14 protein-coding genes are annotated in these 18,514 nt (G+C 29.1%); 7 read left to right on the top strand and 7 right to left on the bottom strand.

Annotation, left to right across the window (positions count from 1 at the left end):
* Nucleotides 1-93: 93 nt before the first annotated feature.
* Nucleotides 94-3,303: a WD40/YVTN/BNR-like repeat-containing protein gene (locus ACFQZW_RS06435; RefSeq protein ID WP_386781882.1), complete on the top strand. Its 3,210-nt coding sequence runs from the start codon at nt 94-96 to the stop codon at nt 3,301-3,303.
* A 63-nt stretch (nt 3,304-3,366) separates the two neighbouring features.
* Here ACFQZW_RS06435 and ACFQZW_RS06430 read toward each other — a convergent pair whose 3' ends face one another.
* From ACFQZW_RS06430 to ACFQZW_RS06410, 5 genes are all read right to left on the bottom strand, one after another.
* A complete protein-coding gene (locus ACFQZW_RS06430) occupies nt 3,367-6,147 on the bottom strand; it encodes a WD40/YVTN/BNR-like repeat-containing protein (protein WP_386781880.1) in 2,781 nt (926 codons plus the stop codon).
* Nucleotides 6,148-6,255: 108 nt separating this feature from the next.
* Complete coding sequence (locus ACFQZW_RS06425) at nt 6,256-7,080, bottom strand: universal stress protein (RefSeq protein WP_298284937.1); 825 nt, start codon at nt 7,078-7,080, stop codon at nt 6,256-6,258.
* Between the two features lie 113 nt (nt 7,081-7,193).
* Nucleotides 7,194-8,252, bottom strand: coding sequence for a response regulator (locus ACFQZW_RS06420; protein ID WP_298262619.1), 1,059 nt, complete (start codon nt 8,250-8,252; stop codon nt 7,194-7,196).
* Nucleotides 8,252-9,472: a PAS domain-containing sensor histidine kinase gene (locus tag ACFQZW_RS06415; protein WP_372801392.1), complete on the bottom strand. Its 1,221-nt coding sequence runs from the start codon at nt 9,470-9,472 to the stop codon at nt 8,252-8,254. Before ACFQZW_RS06415 ends, ACFQZW_RS06420 begins: the two co-directional genes overlap by 1 nt.
* Nucleotides 9,473-9,601: 129 nt before the next feature.
* Nucleotides 9,602-10,456 carry a ChaN family lipoprotein gene (locus ACFQZW_RS06410; protein ID WP_298284943.1) on the bottom strand — a complete coding sequence of 285 codons (855 nt, stop codon included), beginning with the start codon at nt 10,454-10,456 and terminating at the stop codon, nt 9,602-9,604.
* A gap of 169 nt (nt 10,457-10,625) precedes the next feature.
* On the opposite strand from ACFQZW_RS06410, the gene ACFQZW_RS06405 reads away from it, so the two are divergent.
* Nucleotides 10,626-11,918 (top strand): aminopeptidase P family protein, encoded by a 1,293-nt coding sequence (locus ACFQZW_RS06405; protein WP_386781877.1) that lies wholly within the window; start codon nt 10,626-10,628, stop codon nt 11,916-11,918.
* Between the two features lie 330 nt (nt 11,919-12,248).
* Nucleotides 12,249-13,904 carry a helix-turn-helix domain-containing protein gene (locus ACFQZW_RS06400; protein WP_386781876.1) on the top strand — a complete coding sequence of 552 codons (1,656 nt, stop codon included), beginning with the start codon at nt 12,249-12,251 and terminating at the stop codon, nt 13,902-13,904.
* A 44-nt stretch (nt 13,905-13,948) separates the two neighbouring features.
* On the opposite strand, the gene ACFQZW_RS06395 is transcribed toward ACFQZW_RS06400, so the two are convergent.
* Nucleotides 13,949-15,271 (bottom strand): aspartate kinase, encoded by a 1,323-nt coding sequence (locus tag ACFQZW_RS06395; RefSeq protein ID WP_386781874.1) that lies wholly within the window; start codon nt 15,269-15,271, stop codon nt 13,949-13,951.
* Nucleotides 15,272-15,376: 105 nt separating this feature from the next.
* On the opposite strand from ACFQZW_RS06395, the gene ACFQZW_RS06390 reads away from it, so the two are divergent.
* Genes ACFQZW_RS06390 through ACFQZW_RS06380 form a run of 3 tightly spaced genes read left to right on the top strand, consistent with a single transcriptional unit; the run spans nt 15,377 to nt 16,981 of the window.
* Nucleotides 15,377-16,033: a hypothetical protein gene (locus tag ACFQZW_RS06390; RefSeq protein ID WP_386781872.1), complete on the top strand. Its 657-nt coding sequence runs from the start codon at nt 15,377-15,379 to the stop codon at nt 16,031-16,033.
* A gap of 19 nt (nt 16,034-16,052) precedes the next feature.
* Entirely contained in the window at nt 16,053-16,835 is a 783-nt protein-coding gene (locus ACFQZW_RS06385; RefSeq protein WP_386781870.1) for an alpha/beta fold hydrolase, read from the top strand.
* The gene (locus tag ACFQZW_RS06380) at nt 16,826-16,981 is read left to right on the top strand and encodes a hypothetical protein (RefSeq protein ID WP_386781868.1); all 156 of its coding nucleotides are present in this window, start codon (nt 16,826-16,828) and stop codon (nt 16,979-16,981) included. Before ACFQZW_RS06385 ends, ACFQZW_RS06380 begins: the two co-directional genes overlap by 10 nt.
* Before the next feature lie 25 nt (nt 16,982-17,006).
* Here the strand turns inward: ACFQZW_RS06380 and thiL are convergent, their stop codons facing one another.
* Nucleotides 17,007-18,053 carry a thiamine-phosphate kinase gene (gene thiL, locus ACFQZW_RS06375; RefSeq protein ID WP_298284961.1) on the bottom strand — a complete coding sequence of 349 codons (1,047 nt, stop codon included), beginning with the start codon at nt 18,051-18,053 and terminating at the stop codon, nt 17,007-17,009.
* Between the two features lie 126 nt (nt 18,054-18,179).
* Here thiL and ACFQZW_RS06370 point away from each other — a divergent pair, with 126 nt between their 5' ends.
* Nucleotides 18,180-18,509: a HesB/IscA family protein gene (locus tag ACFQZW_RS06370; protein WP_298262634.1), complete on the top strand. Its 330-nt coding sequence runs from the start codon at nt 18,180-18,182 to the stop codon at nt 18,507-18,509.
* Nucleotides 18,510-18,514: the final 5 nt, after the last annotated feature.

Below are 18,514 nucleotides of genomic sequence, written 5' to 3'. Positions count from 1 at the left end.
TTAACTTATCAACGCTATTTAGAATGATTTTAAAAAATTGATTAAAAAAGCATACATTAGTACATTCTAAAACAACTAATTATAAAGACTGTCATGAAAAATTTAATTCTATTATTTTTATTAATCTCATTACCAATAAATGCCCAACAACTAGATATTTCATTATTAAAAAATATGAAAACTCGAGCTATTGGCCCTGCAGGTATGAGTGGCAGGGTGACTTCAATTGATGTTGTAAACAATAATCCAGAAATTATTTATGTTGGAACAGCCTCTGGAGGCTTATGGAAATCTGAAAGTGGTGGTGTAGATTGGAAACCTATTTTTGACCAACAAGCTGTAACATCTATTGGAGCTATTGCTATTCAACAAAACAACCCCGACGTTATTTGGGTTGGTACTGGTGAAGGCAATCCAAGAAATAGCTTAAATGGAGGATACGGACTTTATAAAAGTTTAGATGCAGGCAAAACTTGGCAACTAGTTGGCTTACAAAAAACACGCAATATTCATAGAATTATTATTGATAAAGACCATCCCAATACAGTATACGTAGGTGCTATTGGTTCTCCTTGGGGAGAACACCCTGAGCGCGGAGTTTTTAAAACAACCGATGGAGGTAAAACTTGGGAAAAATCATTATTTGTCAATAACAAAACAGGTTGTGCAGATTTGGTTGTAGACCCAACTAACCCTAATAAATTAATAGCTGCAATGTGGCAACATGAAAGAAAACCTTGGACATTTAATTCTGGAGGTGAAGGCTCTGGATTATATATCACTGTAGATGGTGGTTCAACTTGGAAAAAACTATCAGAAAAAGAGGGGCTTCCTAAAGGCAATCTAGGAAGAATTGGAATTGCAATTGCTCCAAGTAATACAAAATTTATCTATGCTTTGGTTGAAGCTAAAAAAAATGCATTATATAAATCTGAAGATGGTGGTTTTAATTGGAAAATGATCAATGATAAATCAAGTGGAAGAGGTTCTGGTGGAATTGGTAACAGACCTTTTTATTATTCCGACATACATGTAGATCCTTCTAATGAAAATAGAATTTATTCAGTTTTCACCTATGTAAATGTTAGTGAAGATGGTGGAAAAACATTTAAACAACTAATGCCAGCTTATGGAACTGAAAAAGGAGTGCACCCCGATCATCATGCTTGGTGGATTCATCCAAAAGATTCAAATTTTATGATTGATGGAAATGATGGTGGCTTGTACATTACAAGAGACAAAGGTAAAACTTGGCGTTTTGCAGAAAATATTCCTGTAGCACAATTTTATCACATAAATGTAGATAACGAATTTCCGTATAATGTTTATGGAGGTATGCAAGATAATGGTTCTTGGGTTGGTCCAGCTTATGTATTAAAATCTCAAGGAATAAGAAACGCTTATTGGCAAGAATTAATGTTTGGTGATGGTTTTGACGTGGTTCCTGATCCAAAAAATTCTCGTTATGGCTATGGCATGTCTCAACAAGGCTATGTTGGGCGATACGATCGTATTACGGGAAATGCTAAAATGATTCGCCCAACACACCCAAACCCTGATGTAAAACTACGTTTTAATTGGAATTCAGCCATTGCTTTAAACCCGCATGATAACGAAACCATTTATTTTGGAAGTCAGTTTGTACATAAATCTTCGGACAAGGGATATACTTGGGAAATCATTTCACCAGATTTAACAACTAATAATAAAAACAAACAAAAACAACATGAGAGTGGTGGTATTACTATGGATGCAACGGGTGCCGAAAATCATTGTACAATTTTAGCAATAGAACCAAGTTCATTAGATGAACAACTAATATGGGTTGGAACCGATGATGGAAATGTACAACTAACCAAAGACAACGGCAACACATGGGTAAATGTTACTAAAAATATAAAAGGAATGCCTAAAGAAGCTTGGATTCCTCAAATTAGGGCATCTAAATTCAATAAAGGTGAAGCTTATGTAGTAGTTAACAATTATCGTCAATTTGATTTTAAACCTTATTTATTTAGAACACGTGATTTTGGAAAGACTTGGGAAAATATACTTGAAAACAAAAAAGAAACTTTTGGTTATACACTTTCTATAATTCAAGATTTAGAAGAACCCAATTTACTTTTTTTAGGAACTGAATATGGCTTGTATATAAGCATAGATGAAGGAAAAAATTGGGCAAAATGGACGCATAATTTTCCAACAGTTTCTACTATGGATTTAGCTATTCAACCACGTGAACATGACTTGGTAATTGGAACTTTTGGTAGAGCTGCCTATATTTTAGATGATATTAGACCTTTAAGAGCCATCGCTAAAGAAGGAAAACAACTTTTAGAAAAACCTTTATATTTATTTAAACCACCTACTGCATTTATTACCCAAAACCAAGAACCTTCTGGAACTCGTTTTGGAGCAAATGCTATTTTTAATGGTGAAAATAGAGCAAGAGGAGCTATGATTACCTATAGTATTAACAAACCAGATACTACAAAAAATTCAACTTTAAAATCCGAATCATCTAAAAAACCTGCGGTAAAATTCGACTCCATATTTTTTGAATTTTACAATGATAAACTTGAGTTAATTAGAACAATTACTAAAAAAGCTCCAAAAGAAAATGGAGTGCATAAACTATATTGGCAATTAGGAGAAAAAGGTAAAAGAGGACCTTCAAGAAGAAAAATTCAGAAAACTAATATTGAACCTAGAGGGGTTACTGTTTTACCTGGAACTTATACTATGAAAGCCCATTTTGGAAATATAACTGTTTCGGAAAAAATTACCGTTAATTATGATCCAAGAGTTGAAATGCCTATAGAAGTTTTAAAAAGTAAATACCAATTATTAAAACAACTAGAAACAAAAATAGGAGTTGCTGGTGATGCCTCTCAACAATTAATTACCTCTAAAGAAATTGTTGAAGATTACCAAAAAAGAATAAAAGCTCAAGATTCAAAAGAAAAGCATAAAGAACTATTAAAAGCCCATTCTGAAATATTAAATAAAATAAACACTTTGTTGGATGAAATGCTTGGCAAAGAAGATAAAAGACAAGGAATTACCGCTTCTGAATTTCCAAGTACTATTTCATATTTGTACACGGCAAGAAGTTATGTAAACTCTTTACTTCAAAAACCAGGAAAAACTGAAATGACCTTAGTAAAAAATGCGGATGAAAAAGTAGGTACTGTTATTTCTAAAATTAATAAATTTTATAATAAAGACTGGATTGCATATCAAAAATCGGTAGAAAGTTTAAATCTATCACCATTTAAAGAAATTAAAAAATTAAACTACTAAAAATAACCCCATCAGATTTAAAAAATCTGATGGGGTTATTAATAATTGGTTAACGTGGTTATTTTAATTAATTATAAGTGCTTTTTCTGAAGTTCCTTTAGAATTAGAAATTTTAACTATATATTTTCCTTTAGGTAAATAATAACTTCCATTTTGGGCTTCTTTTACAGCTATATCTTGCTTTTCAAAGTGTTTTTTTACACTTTGTTTATCAACTGAAACATTATAATTAAAGTAATTAAAACCTTTATCTGCCTCTACTTTATAACTTTTTAATTTGATACCATTTTCAGCTAAAATATCAATTGTATACTTTCCAGAACTAGCAACATAGTAAGAGATAGTAACCTTAGGTTCATAAACATCATACCATTGACTCCAAGAGCTTCCCCATCTCGATGAAAAACGAACAGCAGGAACTTCTATAATTGAAATCTCTTTATTATTAATAGAATTAAACTTTTGTAATGCAGCAATGTTTGCTTTATAAATTGAACGTCCATGAGTACCAATTACTAAATCTTTTGCTTCCTTTTGAATTACTAAATCGTGAATTGCAACTTTTGGCAATCCTTTAGAAAATAATTGCCAATTTTCACCTTTATCAAAACTTACATAAGCTTCATTATCTGTTCCTAAATACATTATATTTTCATCGGCAGGATCTTCTTTAATAACATTTATTGGATAATTTGGCAATTGACTTCCAATATTCTTCCACGTGGCTCCTTTATCTTCACTTACATACACATACGGTTTAAAATCATCATTTCTATAACCATTTAAGGTTACATAAACTCTATCATTTTCATGTTGTGAAGCAATTACTCTAGAAACCCAAAGACCCTGAGGTAAATTATCAGAAATTCTTTTCCAAGTAGCACCTCCGTTTTCAGTTATATTAACATAACCGTCATCACTTCCAACATAAATAAAACCAAATTGAAAAGGACTTTCAGAAATACTTGTTAAAGTACCATAAGGAACATTACCTTTTTTACCACCCGTAGTTAAATCGTCAGAAATTACATCAAAAGTAGCTCCTTGATCCATTGACCTTAACAACTTATTTGCTCCCATATATAAGATATCTTGATTGTGTGGAGATAATAAAATTGGAGTTTGCCAATTATAACGGTATGGTGTATCACCTAATTCATGAGTTGGATGAATACTCATGCGTTCTTTTGTTTTTAAATTATAACGGAAATAGTATCCAAATTGAGACCCTGAATACACAATATTATTATCTCTATTATCAATTTGAACTTGCATACCATCACCTCCTCCAATACTTTTATATGGATAATTTCCACTACTCTCCCAACGTTTAGATGCTTCATAATTACTTGGTCCATACCAAACCCCATTATCTTGTAATCCTCCAAATACATTGTAAGGTTTTTGATTGTCTACATTTATATAATAGAATTGCCCAACTGCTGGTGAATTATTTTTAATCCAATTTTCACCATCATCGTACGTAATATTTATACCTCCATCGTTACCATCAATTATATGACCTTCTAAATTTGGATTTACCCAAAGTGCTTGATGATCTGAGTGTACATTTTCTTTTCCGATTGAACTAAAGTTTTCTCCACCATCATCAGATCTTAATAATGGAACTCCTCCAATGTAAATTTTATTTTGGTTAGATGAATTAACAGCAATAATTCCAAAATAATAACCATAAGAACTATACATTCCATCCAAATAGCCTTTGTGAGTTTTGTTCCATGTTTTTCCACCATCGTCAGATTTATATACCTCAGCGCCTATTACTTCCGAATTTAATAAAACGAAATTGGCATCTTCTAAATATATAGCTAAATCACTAGGCTTAATTTTTCCTTTTCTAATAGAGGTTTTTACATTTTCGGCTGAATATTTTCTATCAAAATTATGAACTCTCAAATATGTGTTTAATTCTTTATTGTCTAATCTCAAAAAATCTTCTTTAGACATTTTTTTAAAATCATTCTTTTTCAATCCTTGTTCTTTCTTCTTTTCTTTTTCAGATCTCATAAATTGATTGTCTAACAAAGCATATATCACCTCATTATTAAACGCAGCCAAACCAATTCTTCCAATACCACTCCCTGTTGGAAATCCATTTTTTTCAGTAGTTATTTTTTCCCAAGTTGAACCTGCATCAGTACTTTTATAAATTGCTGAGTGTTTTCCATCTCCATCAAAGTTCCAGGCTTTTCTTATTCGTTCCCAAGAAGCAGCATAAAGCACATTAGAATTCTTTGGTGATACGCTTATATCTATTACACCTGTATTTTCATCTATAAACAACACATTTTTCCAAGTTTTTCCTCCGTCAATTGTTTTATATATTCCACGTTCTTTATTTGTTGTATATAAATTGCCTATCACTCCAACAACTACTTCATTTGGATTATTTTTATTGATAATAATTCTGCCAATATGCTGAGAATTTTTTAAGCCAACATTTTCCCAAGTTTTTCCTTTATTGGTACTTTTTAAAATTCCAATTCCAGAATAAGATGAACGCGAAGAATTACTTTCACCAGTTCCAACCCAAATAGTGCCATTTTTCCAATCTATCGCAATATCTCCCATATTTTGAGTTGGAGCATTTTCTGAAATTGGAGTAAATGTTGTTCCATTGTTATTGGTATACCAAAGACCTCCTGAGGCATAGGCCACATAAAATTCTGAAGGTTTTTGTGGGTTCACATCTACATCTACTACACGACCACTCATAATTGAAGGTCCAATATTGGTAAAGGATACATTTTTTACTAAAGAAGTTTGTGCGTTTAATCCTAAAAAAATTAGTAGCATCGAAAACAGTAAGGTTATTTTTTTCATTTTAAAAAGTTGGTGTTTAGTTTAAGTTGTACACCTATTTGGTGTAAAACTCAAATTTATCATTATAAAAAATGATTGAAGCACGCTATTTCTTAAAATTTTCTTAAATTAAAAGGTGTGGTGTAAAATTAAAAAAGGAGTTGTAGAGTAATATTTAATATTATTAATATTAGGTCTAAAAAGAATTTGCTCAAATAAATTTAAATTTTTAGCTGCCATTACTATTAAATTTACAGCTGTTTTATCTACAAAATTTTCGATAGCAATTTCAAATTTTTCATTAATTTCATTATGAAAACTGTGATTTTTATCTTTAAAATAATCACATAAAGTTTCTTTGTTCCAAACTTGTTCTTTATCTAAGTTATTATTTGTCTTAGCTAAATATACAAAGTGAATGCTTGATTCTTTAAAATTTAAAATATTAGTACCATTTTGCAATAACTTGGCTTCGTAAAAGTTAGTATAATCCGTTGGAAAAGCTATCTTTTGCAAACCATTATATCTAGCTTTGCTAGGAACAGCTAAAACAGAACATTTTACTTTTGTAATTATATCTTCAGAAACAGACCCAATACTTTTATCTGTTTTAGCAGATAATCCTTTTGTTCCTATAACAATAAGTCCAATACTTTTTTCTTTTACAATATCTCTTGTTGCATTTACGATGTTTGAATTGATAAAAGTTGGGTGAAAAGTATGGTTTTTAGCTAATTTTTTTGCTTTTATTTTAAGAAGTAAATTATCAAATTCTTTGGCGGGATTGATTACATCTTTAATAGCTTTAGAGTTGTTTTTAAAAGATCTATTTTTACTATTAGGAGTATTTAATAAATAAAAAATACTTTCCTTGTCCTTATATAAAGTAAGAATATACTCTATAGAATTCCAAGAACTCTCTGAAAAATCAGTTAAAATTAAGATGTTTTTCATTTACTTTATTATTGATACAAACTTATAGAAAGGTGCATTAATAATAAATGACATCGGTCAGTGAAATTTTAGACCATTAAAAAGCAAAATAATGAAAACAAAATTGACAAAAATTAATTATACGATTCTAATTTACCTAAATCTAGAATTCTAATATTTCTCCCTTCAATTTCAAGAATTCCTTCTTTTTTCATATCGGTTAATGTTCTAATTAAACTTTCGGTAGCAATTCCTGCAACACCTGCTAAATCTCTTCTAGATATATTGATACTATCTGATGATTTGTGAGACATTTTATCAGCAAATTTTAAAATGGTTTTGGCAGTTTTTCTTTTCATAGAACCATATGCCATTTCTAAAAGTTGCTCTTTTACTTCGGTCAAAGAATTATTCATTAACTGAAAAAAATCTAACGTTAATTTATGGTTGCTTTCTAAAATTTCTAACACCGTTTTTTTAGACAAAAACATTACTTCAGAATCTTCCATTGTTTTAACTGATTCAAAGTAATAAGAACCATCAATAATAGCAGAAACTCCAAAAAAGTCATCATCCTTAAGGATGTTAATGATTAGTTCTTTCCCTAATTCGTCTATTTTATAGGTTTTAATAACTCCTTTGTAGATGAAGTAAATATTATTAGAGAGGTCACCTTCTTCATAAATTATTTTTCCTTTTTTTAGATTATTAGAGGTTCCATAATCACAAAAATAATTTTTTAAATCTTCTATAGTTTCTATTTCTGAATATGGGTTTTTAGGCTCTTTTATTGGTGCTTCAACTTTCTCTACTTCTTTTAATAAGGCAGCTTTTGCTAACCTACTTTCAATAGCGCTAATTAATAAATCTTCATTAATAGGTTTTGTTAAATAATCATCTGCTCCTAAATCCATTCCTTTACGAACATCTTTTGTTTCTGTTTTGGCAGATAAAAAAATGAAAGGAATTCTTTTCGTTTCTTCATACGTAGACAATATTTCTAACACCTCATAACCATCCATTTCAGGCATCATAATATCACAAATAATGATATCTGGAAGCATTATTTTTGCTTGCTCAACACCTCTTTTTCCGTTAGCCGCTGTAAAAACTTTATAATTCTCTAACTCTAATATTTCTGCAGTTGTTTCTCTTAAAACCGTATCGTCTTCTATGATTAATATCGTTTTCATTATTCTTTAATAAATGGTATTTCTACAATAAATGTTGTTCCAGTATCTTGGATACTTTTAAAACTAACACTACCTCCTAAACTTTCTAAATGTCCTTTTATAATATTAAGACCAATTCCTGTTCCTTGATTGGTCAATGCATTTTCAGCTCTAAAGTAACGTTCAAAAATATGTTTTTGATCTTTTGAAGGGATTCCAATTCCTTGATCTTTAATTTCAAATATAAGTCCTTTTGGAGTTTCATCAATTTTAAAATCAATTTCCGTATTTTCTGGTGAATATTTTATAGCATTACTTAAAAGATTGGTAAGTACCAATTCTAAAATTTTTTCATCATGATAAATACTAATATCATTAATGTTTTTGGGATAAGTAATATGCTGTCCATTTTTTAACATCATATTTGCATTATAAACCACTTCATTGACAACCTTACTAAGTTTAAAATTAGTAAATTTATATTTCACTTTTCCTGAGTCTAGCCTTTCAACAGATAAAAAATCGTTTAAAATTCCATCTAAATAATGAACTTTACTTTTAATGGTTTGCAGATGCTTTTCTCTTTTATCTTGCATTTCAGTTTGAGTATATTTTCCAACTAAAACAGCTGCATTTAAAACACCGCTTAATGGAGTTTTAAACTCATGAGAAACCAACGACAAGAATTTTGTTTTTAGTTCGTTAAGTTCTTTTTCTTTTTTAAGTAAACTTCTTAATCTGGATTCGGCTTTTACTCTTTTGGTTATTTCCTCCTTTAAATTTGCAACCGTTTTATGAAGTTCTTTTGTTCGTTCTGAAACCTTTTCTTCAAGTGATGCGTTTAACTCTATAATTTTGTCTTCGGCCTCTTTTCTAACGGTAATATCTATTATAATAGACATTACATATGTTTTATGATTAATTTTAAATGGATTTAATCCAACTTCTACTGGAAAATTTTCACCATTTTTACGGACTCCAAACAACAGTCTGTTTTGTCCCATTTGTCTTGGTGAAGCTTTTTTATAAAAAGAAGAAAAATGTCCTCCATGAACTGTATGATGTTTTGATGGAATTAGTATATTTAAATGTTGATGACTAATTTCATCTTTCGTATATCCAAACATTTTTTCAGCAGAAGAATTGGTTGCTACAATAGTTTGATTTTCATCAACTACCAAAACACCTTCAGAAACTGCTTCAAACAAGACGTTAAAAACGAATTCGTTTTCTTGAAACAAACTAGGCAATATTGTAATTTTTTTAGTTTATAGTAGTTTCGAAATTACTAAAAATTTAATGATTTAAAAAGCAATTCTTTCGTAAAAAAGAAATTTTTAAATCTATGATATTCCAAGGTTTAAATAAAATTAATAAGTTTTTGTCATTGTTTTAGGCACTACAATAATAAAATCTGCTCTTTTTAATTCTTCTTTCTTTAGCTTTTTAATATTTTCTTGTTCTACTACAGTAATCGTAACAATTTTTATTTCATTGTTTAACTCTTTTAAATACCAGTATATTCCTTCATAATTATCAGAATGATATGAACCATTATAATGTATAAACAAACTTTTATTAGTTCTATTTTTGGTTATAAAATATCCCATGGTGGCATCTTTTATTGCTTGAGCTTTGGGTAAATTTTCACCTCCATGTCCTCCCATCATTTCTTTCATTTTCACATAACCTGGCAATGTTTTATCATATTTAATAGGTAAAGGTGCTATCCAGGATTTTTCTTCACTGGTAAGGTTTTCTAACACTTCAAAACCTCCTCTAAAAACTTTACTTGCATACCTTCTTGGAATATTGGTTGCTATAAATTTTAATTGATTGTTTTTGGCAAAATCAACCAAAGGTTGATAATCTGTTTTATAGTTATTCCACAATCTTGCTAAAGTATCTAATGCTTTTTCATCAATATTTCCTGCTAAATAATCATCCAATACTTTTTGATTATCGGCTTCAAGCATTTCGGCTCCTAATATTAATTTTCTTTTTTGAAATAAATCTTTCGTAGTTTCAAACTGCAACCAATGTATAATTGGGTTATTATGATGCTCACCAAACAAAACCACATCTGCTTTGTTCATTGTTTTGATCATTTTATTATAAGAAACTTTATTTCCTTTTGCATTAAATAATTTGTACGCTGGTTTACCTTGTGAAAAAATAAACGTGGTAAAACAACTAAAAAGCAGAGATACTATTAATTTTCGCATAAATAATATTGGTTTTGTAAGGTTTGGTTTTCAACAAATTTATAACTTTGTTACTAAATTCTTTCATAAAATTTTTATTTCCTAAATTAGGAACTTAACATTCATTTTTAAGTTTGAATTTTGAACTAAGTTTTATGTTAAGATCATTAACAATTCTAAATTATATCCGATGAAATACCATCCTATTAATAATCAACTTTTTATTAAAAACAGGGCTAAATTTACAGCTCAAATGAAACCAAAATCAATTGCCATTTTCAATTCAAATGATTTATTTACAACTGGTGCAGACAGCACTATTCCTTTTGAACAAAGTAGTGATTTACTGTATTTAAGTGGAGCAGACCAAGAAGAAAGTATTTTATTACTTTTTCCAGATGCCATTGATGAAAAACATAGAGAAATTTTATTTTTAACTGAAACTAATGAACATATTGCTATATGGTATGGTGCAAAATACTCTAAAGAAGAGGCTACAAATGTTTCAGGTATAAAAACAGTTTATTGGCTATCTGAATTTAAAAAAGTGTTTTTTGATTTAATGACTGAAGCTGAAACTATTTACTTTAACACCAACGAGCACTATCGTCAATCTGTTGAATTAGAAACAAGAGAGGATAGATTTATAAAACAATGTAAAAAAGACTTTCCTGCTCATAAATGGGAAAAAAGCAATCAAATATTACAACATATAAGAGGCGTAAAAGAACCTGAAGAAATTGACATTATTCAAACTGCTTGTGACATTACAGAAAAAGGTTTTAGAAGAGTTTTGCCTTTTGTGAAACCTGGAATTATGGAATTTGAAATTGAAGCTGAATATATGCATGAATTTTTAAGAAATCGCTCAAAAGGCTTTGCTTATACTCCAATTATAGGTTCAGGCTATAGTGCTTGTGTACTACATTATATTGAAAATAATAAAGAATGTAAAGATGGCGATATGTTATTAATGGACGTGGGGGCAGAGTATGCAAATTATTCAAGCGATATGACACGTACAATACCTGTAAATGGTCGTTTTACTGATAGACAAAAAGCTATTTATAACGCTGTTTTAAAAGTTAAAAATGAAGCTACTAAAATGCTTATACCTGGAACTCTTTGGGTAGAATATCATAAAGAAGTAGGAAATTTAATGACCCATGAATTATTAAATTTAAAATTAATTGATAAAGCAGATGTTCAAAATGAAGATCCAAACTGGCCAGCATATAAAAAATATTTTATGCATGGCACTTCTCACCATTTAGGGTTAGACACACACGATTATGGTGCTTTAAAAACACCAATGAAAGCAGGTATGGTATTTACCGTTGAACCAGGAATTTATATTCCAAATGAAAATATGGGAATTAGAATTGAAGATGATGTTGTGGTTCAAGAAAATGGTGAACCATTTAATTTGATGAGAAATATCCCTATTGAAGTAGAAGAAATTGAAGATTTAATGAACAGCTAATCTATTCTTAATATTTATAAAAAAAATTCGAAACCTCTGTTTCGAATTTTTTTTCATATAGCAATTCCCCTCAAAATAATTTATTTATTTTGGAGCTGATTAAAAACTTATACCTTTAAGTTTTCTATGCAATAGTACTGCCAGTATTTTTTTTAACAAAATACAATAAGTCTAAATACATAAATTTAGACTTCTTTTTTCTATAAAAATGAATTATTACATTTGTTTTAAAATTAGCATCCATATTTTTTAATGAAAAAGTTTTTTACTTACCCCTTTTCTTTCTCTTTTAAAACTTACAAAAGGTCTTTTTTACTTTTTATAAGTATATTGCTTTTTAGCAAAAGTTATACCCAAAACAAAAAGCAATTTTATATCCCAGACTCATTAAAAAATTATACCTTCCAAGAATTATATGAAAGACAAAATGTTTTTAAAAATGATTTAAATAAACTAAAAATTTACTCAACTGCTTATTTACATAAAGCCAAAAATGAAAATGATACTATCAAAATAGCCAATGGATATTCTCAGTTTGCATCTAACTTTTTTATTAACAATCCAGAAAACGCAATTAAATATTATGACAGTATAATAAATTTAACTGATGGTTTATCTGATTTAGATTATCCAGGATATGGTTATTTATATAAAGGCTCCGTTCAGTTTATCATAGGCAAATACAACAAAGCATTAGAAAATTTATTAATCGCTCAAAAACTTGCTACATTAAAAAACAATAAAAAACAACACTTAGAAATAAAAAATCAAATAGGTTCTATCAAACTAATTTGGGGAAATTATACTGAAGCAAAAAAAGAGTTTAAATATGTGCTCAAAAATTTTGATAGTATCAACATTCCTAAAAATTTTATTACCATAAAACATCAAAGTTTATATTTTTTATCATACTCATATTTAAAAGAGAAAAGCTTTGACTCTGCTTACTTTTACGCAAATAAATATTTTGCATTAGAAAAAGATTTAGGCATTAAAAAAGCCGAATTTAACTATAAAGAATTACTTGCTGAAATAGAATATTATAAAGCCAATTATAAAAAAACAATCAAACTTCTTGATGAAATTAGTGTAGATGATTTTTACACAACTTCTTTTAATTACATGTTTTTATATGGAAGCTCTCTAAATAAATTAAATAAAAAAGAAGAGGCATTTCACTACTTTAAACTAGCCGATTCCATTTACAATTCAACTAACGATTTAATGCCTGAGGTTAGAATGGTACAAGAGTTTTTTATTGATTACTATAAAGAAAAAAAAGAGATAAAAAACCAACTTAAATACATTAACAAACTTTTATATGTTGACAGCATTATTAATTTTAACTCTAAAACATTAAATGAAACTATTACTAAAAAATATGATACCCCTATTTTAATCGCCGAAAAAGAAAAAATTATTTATGAATTAAACAATCATCATAAAAATTATAATCTAATTATTATTATACTTAGTAGCCTTACTTTAATTTCATCAATTCTAATAGTTAGAAACAAGAGGAAACAGAAAAAATTAAATAAGCGTATTAAATCTTTAGAAAATAATAGTTCAAAAAATAAAAAGTTAGCTACAAAATTTAATTCAGGAATTGAAGGAGTTCCTCAAAATGTAATTGATTCTATTTTAAACAACCTTAATTCTTTCGAAAAGAATCATTTATTTTTAAATAATAAAATTAAGTTAAACTCTTTAGCTAAATCATTAAATACAAATGCAAATTATCTTTCAAAAGTGATCAATCATTTTAAAGAAAAAAACTTTAATACCTACCTAACCGATTTAAGAATTGATTATTGTATTAGCAAATTGAAAGCTGAAAAAATCTATAGAAAATTTACTATTCAAGCAATTGCTTACGAAGCTGGCTTTAACAATACTGAATCTTTCTCAAAAGCATTTCATAAAAAAACGGGGGTTTATCCTTCAAATTTTATTAAAAAATTAAATAAAAAGCTCGAAATATAATATCTCGAGCTTTGTTGTTAACCATTAAATTTATTCATAAAAGCTTATGAGGTTGCTAACTCAAAAATATAGCTATTTAGTTTTTTAAGTGCTTTAATTTTATCGTTAGTATTTACCAAAAGTGAAATATTATTATTACTTCCTCCATAAGATATCATCCTCACTGAAATATCTTGCAACACCTTAAATAACCTATGCGTATCTTGATGTTTTACTATTGAATTTCCAACCAAACAAATGATACTTTGTTGTTGATCAACCTCCACATTTGAAAATCGCTCTAATTCTTCTAAAATTGATGTTAAGTTTTTATCATCATCTATAGTTAAAGAAACTGCAATTTCAGAAGTTGTTATCATATCAATTGAAGTTTCATATTTTTCAAAAATCTCAAAAACTTTTTTCAAAAACCCATGTGCTAATAACATTCTAGCTGATTTAATTTTAATAGCTGTAATAGTATCTTTAGCTGCAATTGCTTTTATTCCTTCACTTGTTGTTTCTCCAGTAATTAATGTTCCATCAGACTCTGGATCCATGGTGTTTTTTAATCGAACAGGAATATTAGCTTCTCTAGCAGGCATTACTGTTTGTGGATGTAAAATTTTTGCTCCAAAATAAGCCAACTCAGCAGCCTCATCAAAAGATAAATTAGAAATGGCATGAGTGTTTTCTACAAAACGAGGATCGTTATTATGCATTCCATCAATATCTGTCCATATTTGAACTTCATCTGCTTCCACTACTGCTCCAATAATTGTTGCAGTATAATCACTCCCACCACGTTGTAAATTAGCAACATTTCCATAAGCATCTAAACAAATAAAGCCTTGGGTAATATAAATATCAGCAGGTAATGCACTATTAATAATGCGTTGTAAATTTTGTTTTATATAAAAATCATCTGGATCATTCGTTTTATCAATTCTCATAAATCCTAAAGCTGGTAACAGCCTTGCATTAACCCCTTCTTGATTTAAATATTTTGTAAAAATATAGGTGGAGAGTAACTCTCCTTGTGAAACTATTTTTTTATAAAGTGACTCTGAATATTTTTCAGAAATGCAATTTTTAAGATATTCAAAAACTTTGTCTATATAATTACTAACATCCTGTTTTAAAGGTGATACTTCTATCAATTCATCTAAAACAGTATGGTATTTTACGTGTAGGTTATCTACACTTTTTAAAGCTTCTTGTTTTTGTCCGTTTTTAATAAAGTTCGATAACTCTACTAAAGCATTGGTAGTACCAGACATTGCAGATAGTACCACAATTTTTTTATCACCATCGGTAATAATGTCTTTCACTCTCTTAATATTTTCAATGGAACCTACTGAGGTTCCTCCAAATTTTAAAACTTTCATCGTTTTTATATTTAATACTACAAATTTAAGCGATAATTTTCCACAAATTGTGCATATTAAAAAAATATACACTAATTTTGCACAAACTGTTAAATATTTAACATTATGAAAACTATCGCCACCTGTGTAGAAGAAATTTTAGTTTCGCAACCTTTTTTAGAAGATGCTTTAACAAGAAACATCTTAAATTATAGCGCCTTAGCTGAAGAGCTTAGAGAGCCAATTTCTAAAATGTTACGTAAACCTGTAAAATCTGGAGCTATTATGATGGCTTTACGAAGATACAGTCCACCAAAAGAAATGGCTAACAAAATAAAACTGAATAAGGTTTTAGAAAACTTAGGAGACATAACTGTTCGATCAGATTTATCCGATTATACTTTTAAAAATTCTAGCACATTAATTCATAGTCACTTAAAAATGTTAGAAGTCCTTAAAGATGATCCTCATATATTTTACACATTTACACGTGGAGTACATGAAAGTAATGTGTTAATTAATTCAACATTAAAAAATCAAATTGAAGAAAGCTATAAAGATGAAATTTGTACTACAGTACAAGATCACTTATCGGCAATAACCATTGGTTTACCAAAAGAAAACACCAAAATAGCCGGCTTATATTATCAGTTTTTTAAACGCTTAGCCTGGGAAGGAATTTCATTATATGAAGTTGTTTCAACAACTAATGAGTTCACTATTTTAGTTGAAGATGAAGTAGTTGACACTGCCTTTTCTGCCGTTAAAGGATTGAAAAATTAACCAACCTCAGCTATTGATTATGACTTTTACATACAAAAACACTGCAATTCATTTTACATCTGAAGGAAAGGGAAAAGCGATTGTTCTTTTGCATGGTTTTTTGGAAAATTTGACCATGTGGAAAGCTACCGTAAAAGAACTTTCTAAAAAAAATCGTGTAATTTGTATTGATTTGTTAGGTCATGGACAATCTGAAAGTCTTGGATATATTCATACAATGGAAGAGCAAGCCAAAATGGTTATTGTTATTTTAAAACATCTTCGTTTAAGAAAATATGTGATTGTTGGGCATAGTATGGGAGGTTATATTGCCTTGGAAGTGGCAAAATTAGTTCCACCTAGTATAAAAGGTCTGTGTTTAATGAATTCAACTGCTTTAGCAGATACTAAAGAAAAACAGTTAAATAGAGAGCGAGGAATTGTTGCTGTAAAACAAAACCATAAAACATTTATAAGAGTTGCTATTCCAATGCTTTTTTCTGAAAAAAACAGAGAAATTTACACCTCTGAAATTAAAAATATTACCAATGAAGCTTTAAAAATGTCTCCACAAGGAATTATTGCAGCGTTAGAAGGTATGAAAATAAGAAAAAACAACAGTAATATTCACCAAACAGCAACATTTCCAATACAAATGATTATTGGCAAACAAGACCCTGCTTTGGAGTATCAATCACTTATCAATCAAACAAAAAATACGAGAGTACAAATAATTGAATTTCCAGATGGACATATGAGTTATATAGAGAATCAAGAAGAATTGATTAAAACACTCTTAAAATTTTCAAAACTATGTTTTTAAAAAAGTGGTTTCCTATTTTTTACAAACTAATACTTGTTTTAATTGTGATAAATTATTACAAAAAATTAAACAAACCCATACCTGAAGGGCAACCTGGATTAAACCCAAATGGAATGTCAACTTCACCTAATATTACACTTGTTTAGATTATTACACTCAAAAGGTTTTAAATTAACTTTTTAAGCCATTCCAGCCTTGTGCAGTTAATTTAACTTGTTGGCCTGCTCTTGTAATTAAATTTGCCCCTTGACTTTCATCAATAATATGACCAATAACTGTTAAATGTGGATTACCTTTAATTTTTGAGAAATCATCTTGAGAAATTGTAAATAACAACTCATAATCTTCACCTCCACTTAAAGCAATTGTTGTACTGTTTAAGTCAAATTCTTCACAAGTTGAAATTACTTGCGGATCTAAAGGTATTTTTTCTTCATACAAATTACATCCTACTTTAGATTGGTCACAAATATGTAAAATTTCTGATGAAAGACCATCTGAAATATCTATCATGGAAGTGGGTTTAACTTTTAAATCATGCAATAATTTTACGATATCTTTTCTTGCTTCTGGCTTTAATTGGCGTTCAACTAAATAAGAATAATCCGTTAAATCTGGCTGAGAATTAGGATTTACTTCAAAAACTTGTTTTTCGCGTTCTAAAACTTGCAACCCTAAATAAGCTGCTCCTAAATCTCCAGTTACTACCAATAAATCATTAGGCTTTGCAGTATTTCTATACACTATATTTTCTTCCTTTGCTTCACCAATAGCTGTTATACTAATTAACAATCCTTTTGTTGAAGATGTAGTATCTCCACCCACTAAATCTACATTATATGTTTTACAAGCCAAGTAAATTCCTTCATACAATTCTTCAATTGCTTCCAAAGGAAAACGATTTGAAACAGCGATAGAAACTGTTATTTGTGAAGCATTTCCATTCATAGCATATACATCCGATAAATTAACCATTACAGCCTTGTAGCCTAAATGTTTTAAAGGCATATAACTTAAATCAAAATGCACCCCTTCAACTAGCAAATCGGTAGTCACTAAAACCTGTTTATCTTTAACTTCAACAACAGCTGCATCATCACCAACTCCTTTAACAGTTGTAGCTTGTTGAACTTTAAAATTTTGAGTTAAATGTTTAATCAATCCGAATTCCCCTAATTCAGATAAACTAGTACGAGATTGGTTTTTATCTTCTATCATTTTGCAAAGATAATTGTTTATAGGTAACTTCAATTACACTATCAATTTTATTCATTGTAAAACATTATTATAAATCATTTTTTGTGCCTATATTTGCACTAATTTAGAATTAATCTATATAAGGAAATGATAAAAGTTTCAGACATAGCAAAAAAGAAAGTTGTAGAGCTAATGCAGGAAGATGGATTTAACCCAGAAAATGATTTTGTTAGGGTTGGAGTAAAAAGTGGCGGATGCTCTGGATTATCGTATGATTTAAAGTTTGACAAAGAAAATAAAGAAGACGATAAAGTTTTTGAAGACAATGGTGTAAAAATTATTGTAGATAAAAAAAGTTTTCTATATTTAGTTGGAACCACATTAGAATATTCTGGAGGATTAAACGGAACAGGTTTTGTTTTTAACAATCCTAATGCACAACGCACTTGTGGATGCGGAGAAAGCTTTTCCTTGTAATCATT

This window comes from Lutibacter aestuarii, assembly GCF_042676885.1.
Taxonomy (GTDB): domain Bacteria; phylum Bacteroidota; class Bacteroidia; order Flavobacteriales; family Flavobacteriaceae; genus Lutibacter; species Lutibacter aestuarii.
Note: the sequence above shows the minus strand (reverse complement) of the source record. Positions and strands in the feature narration are given on the sequence as shown.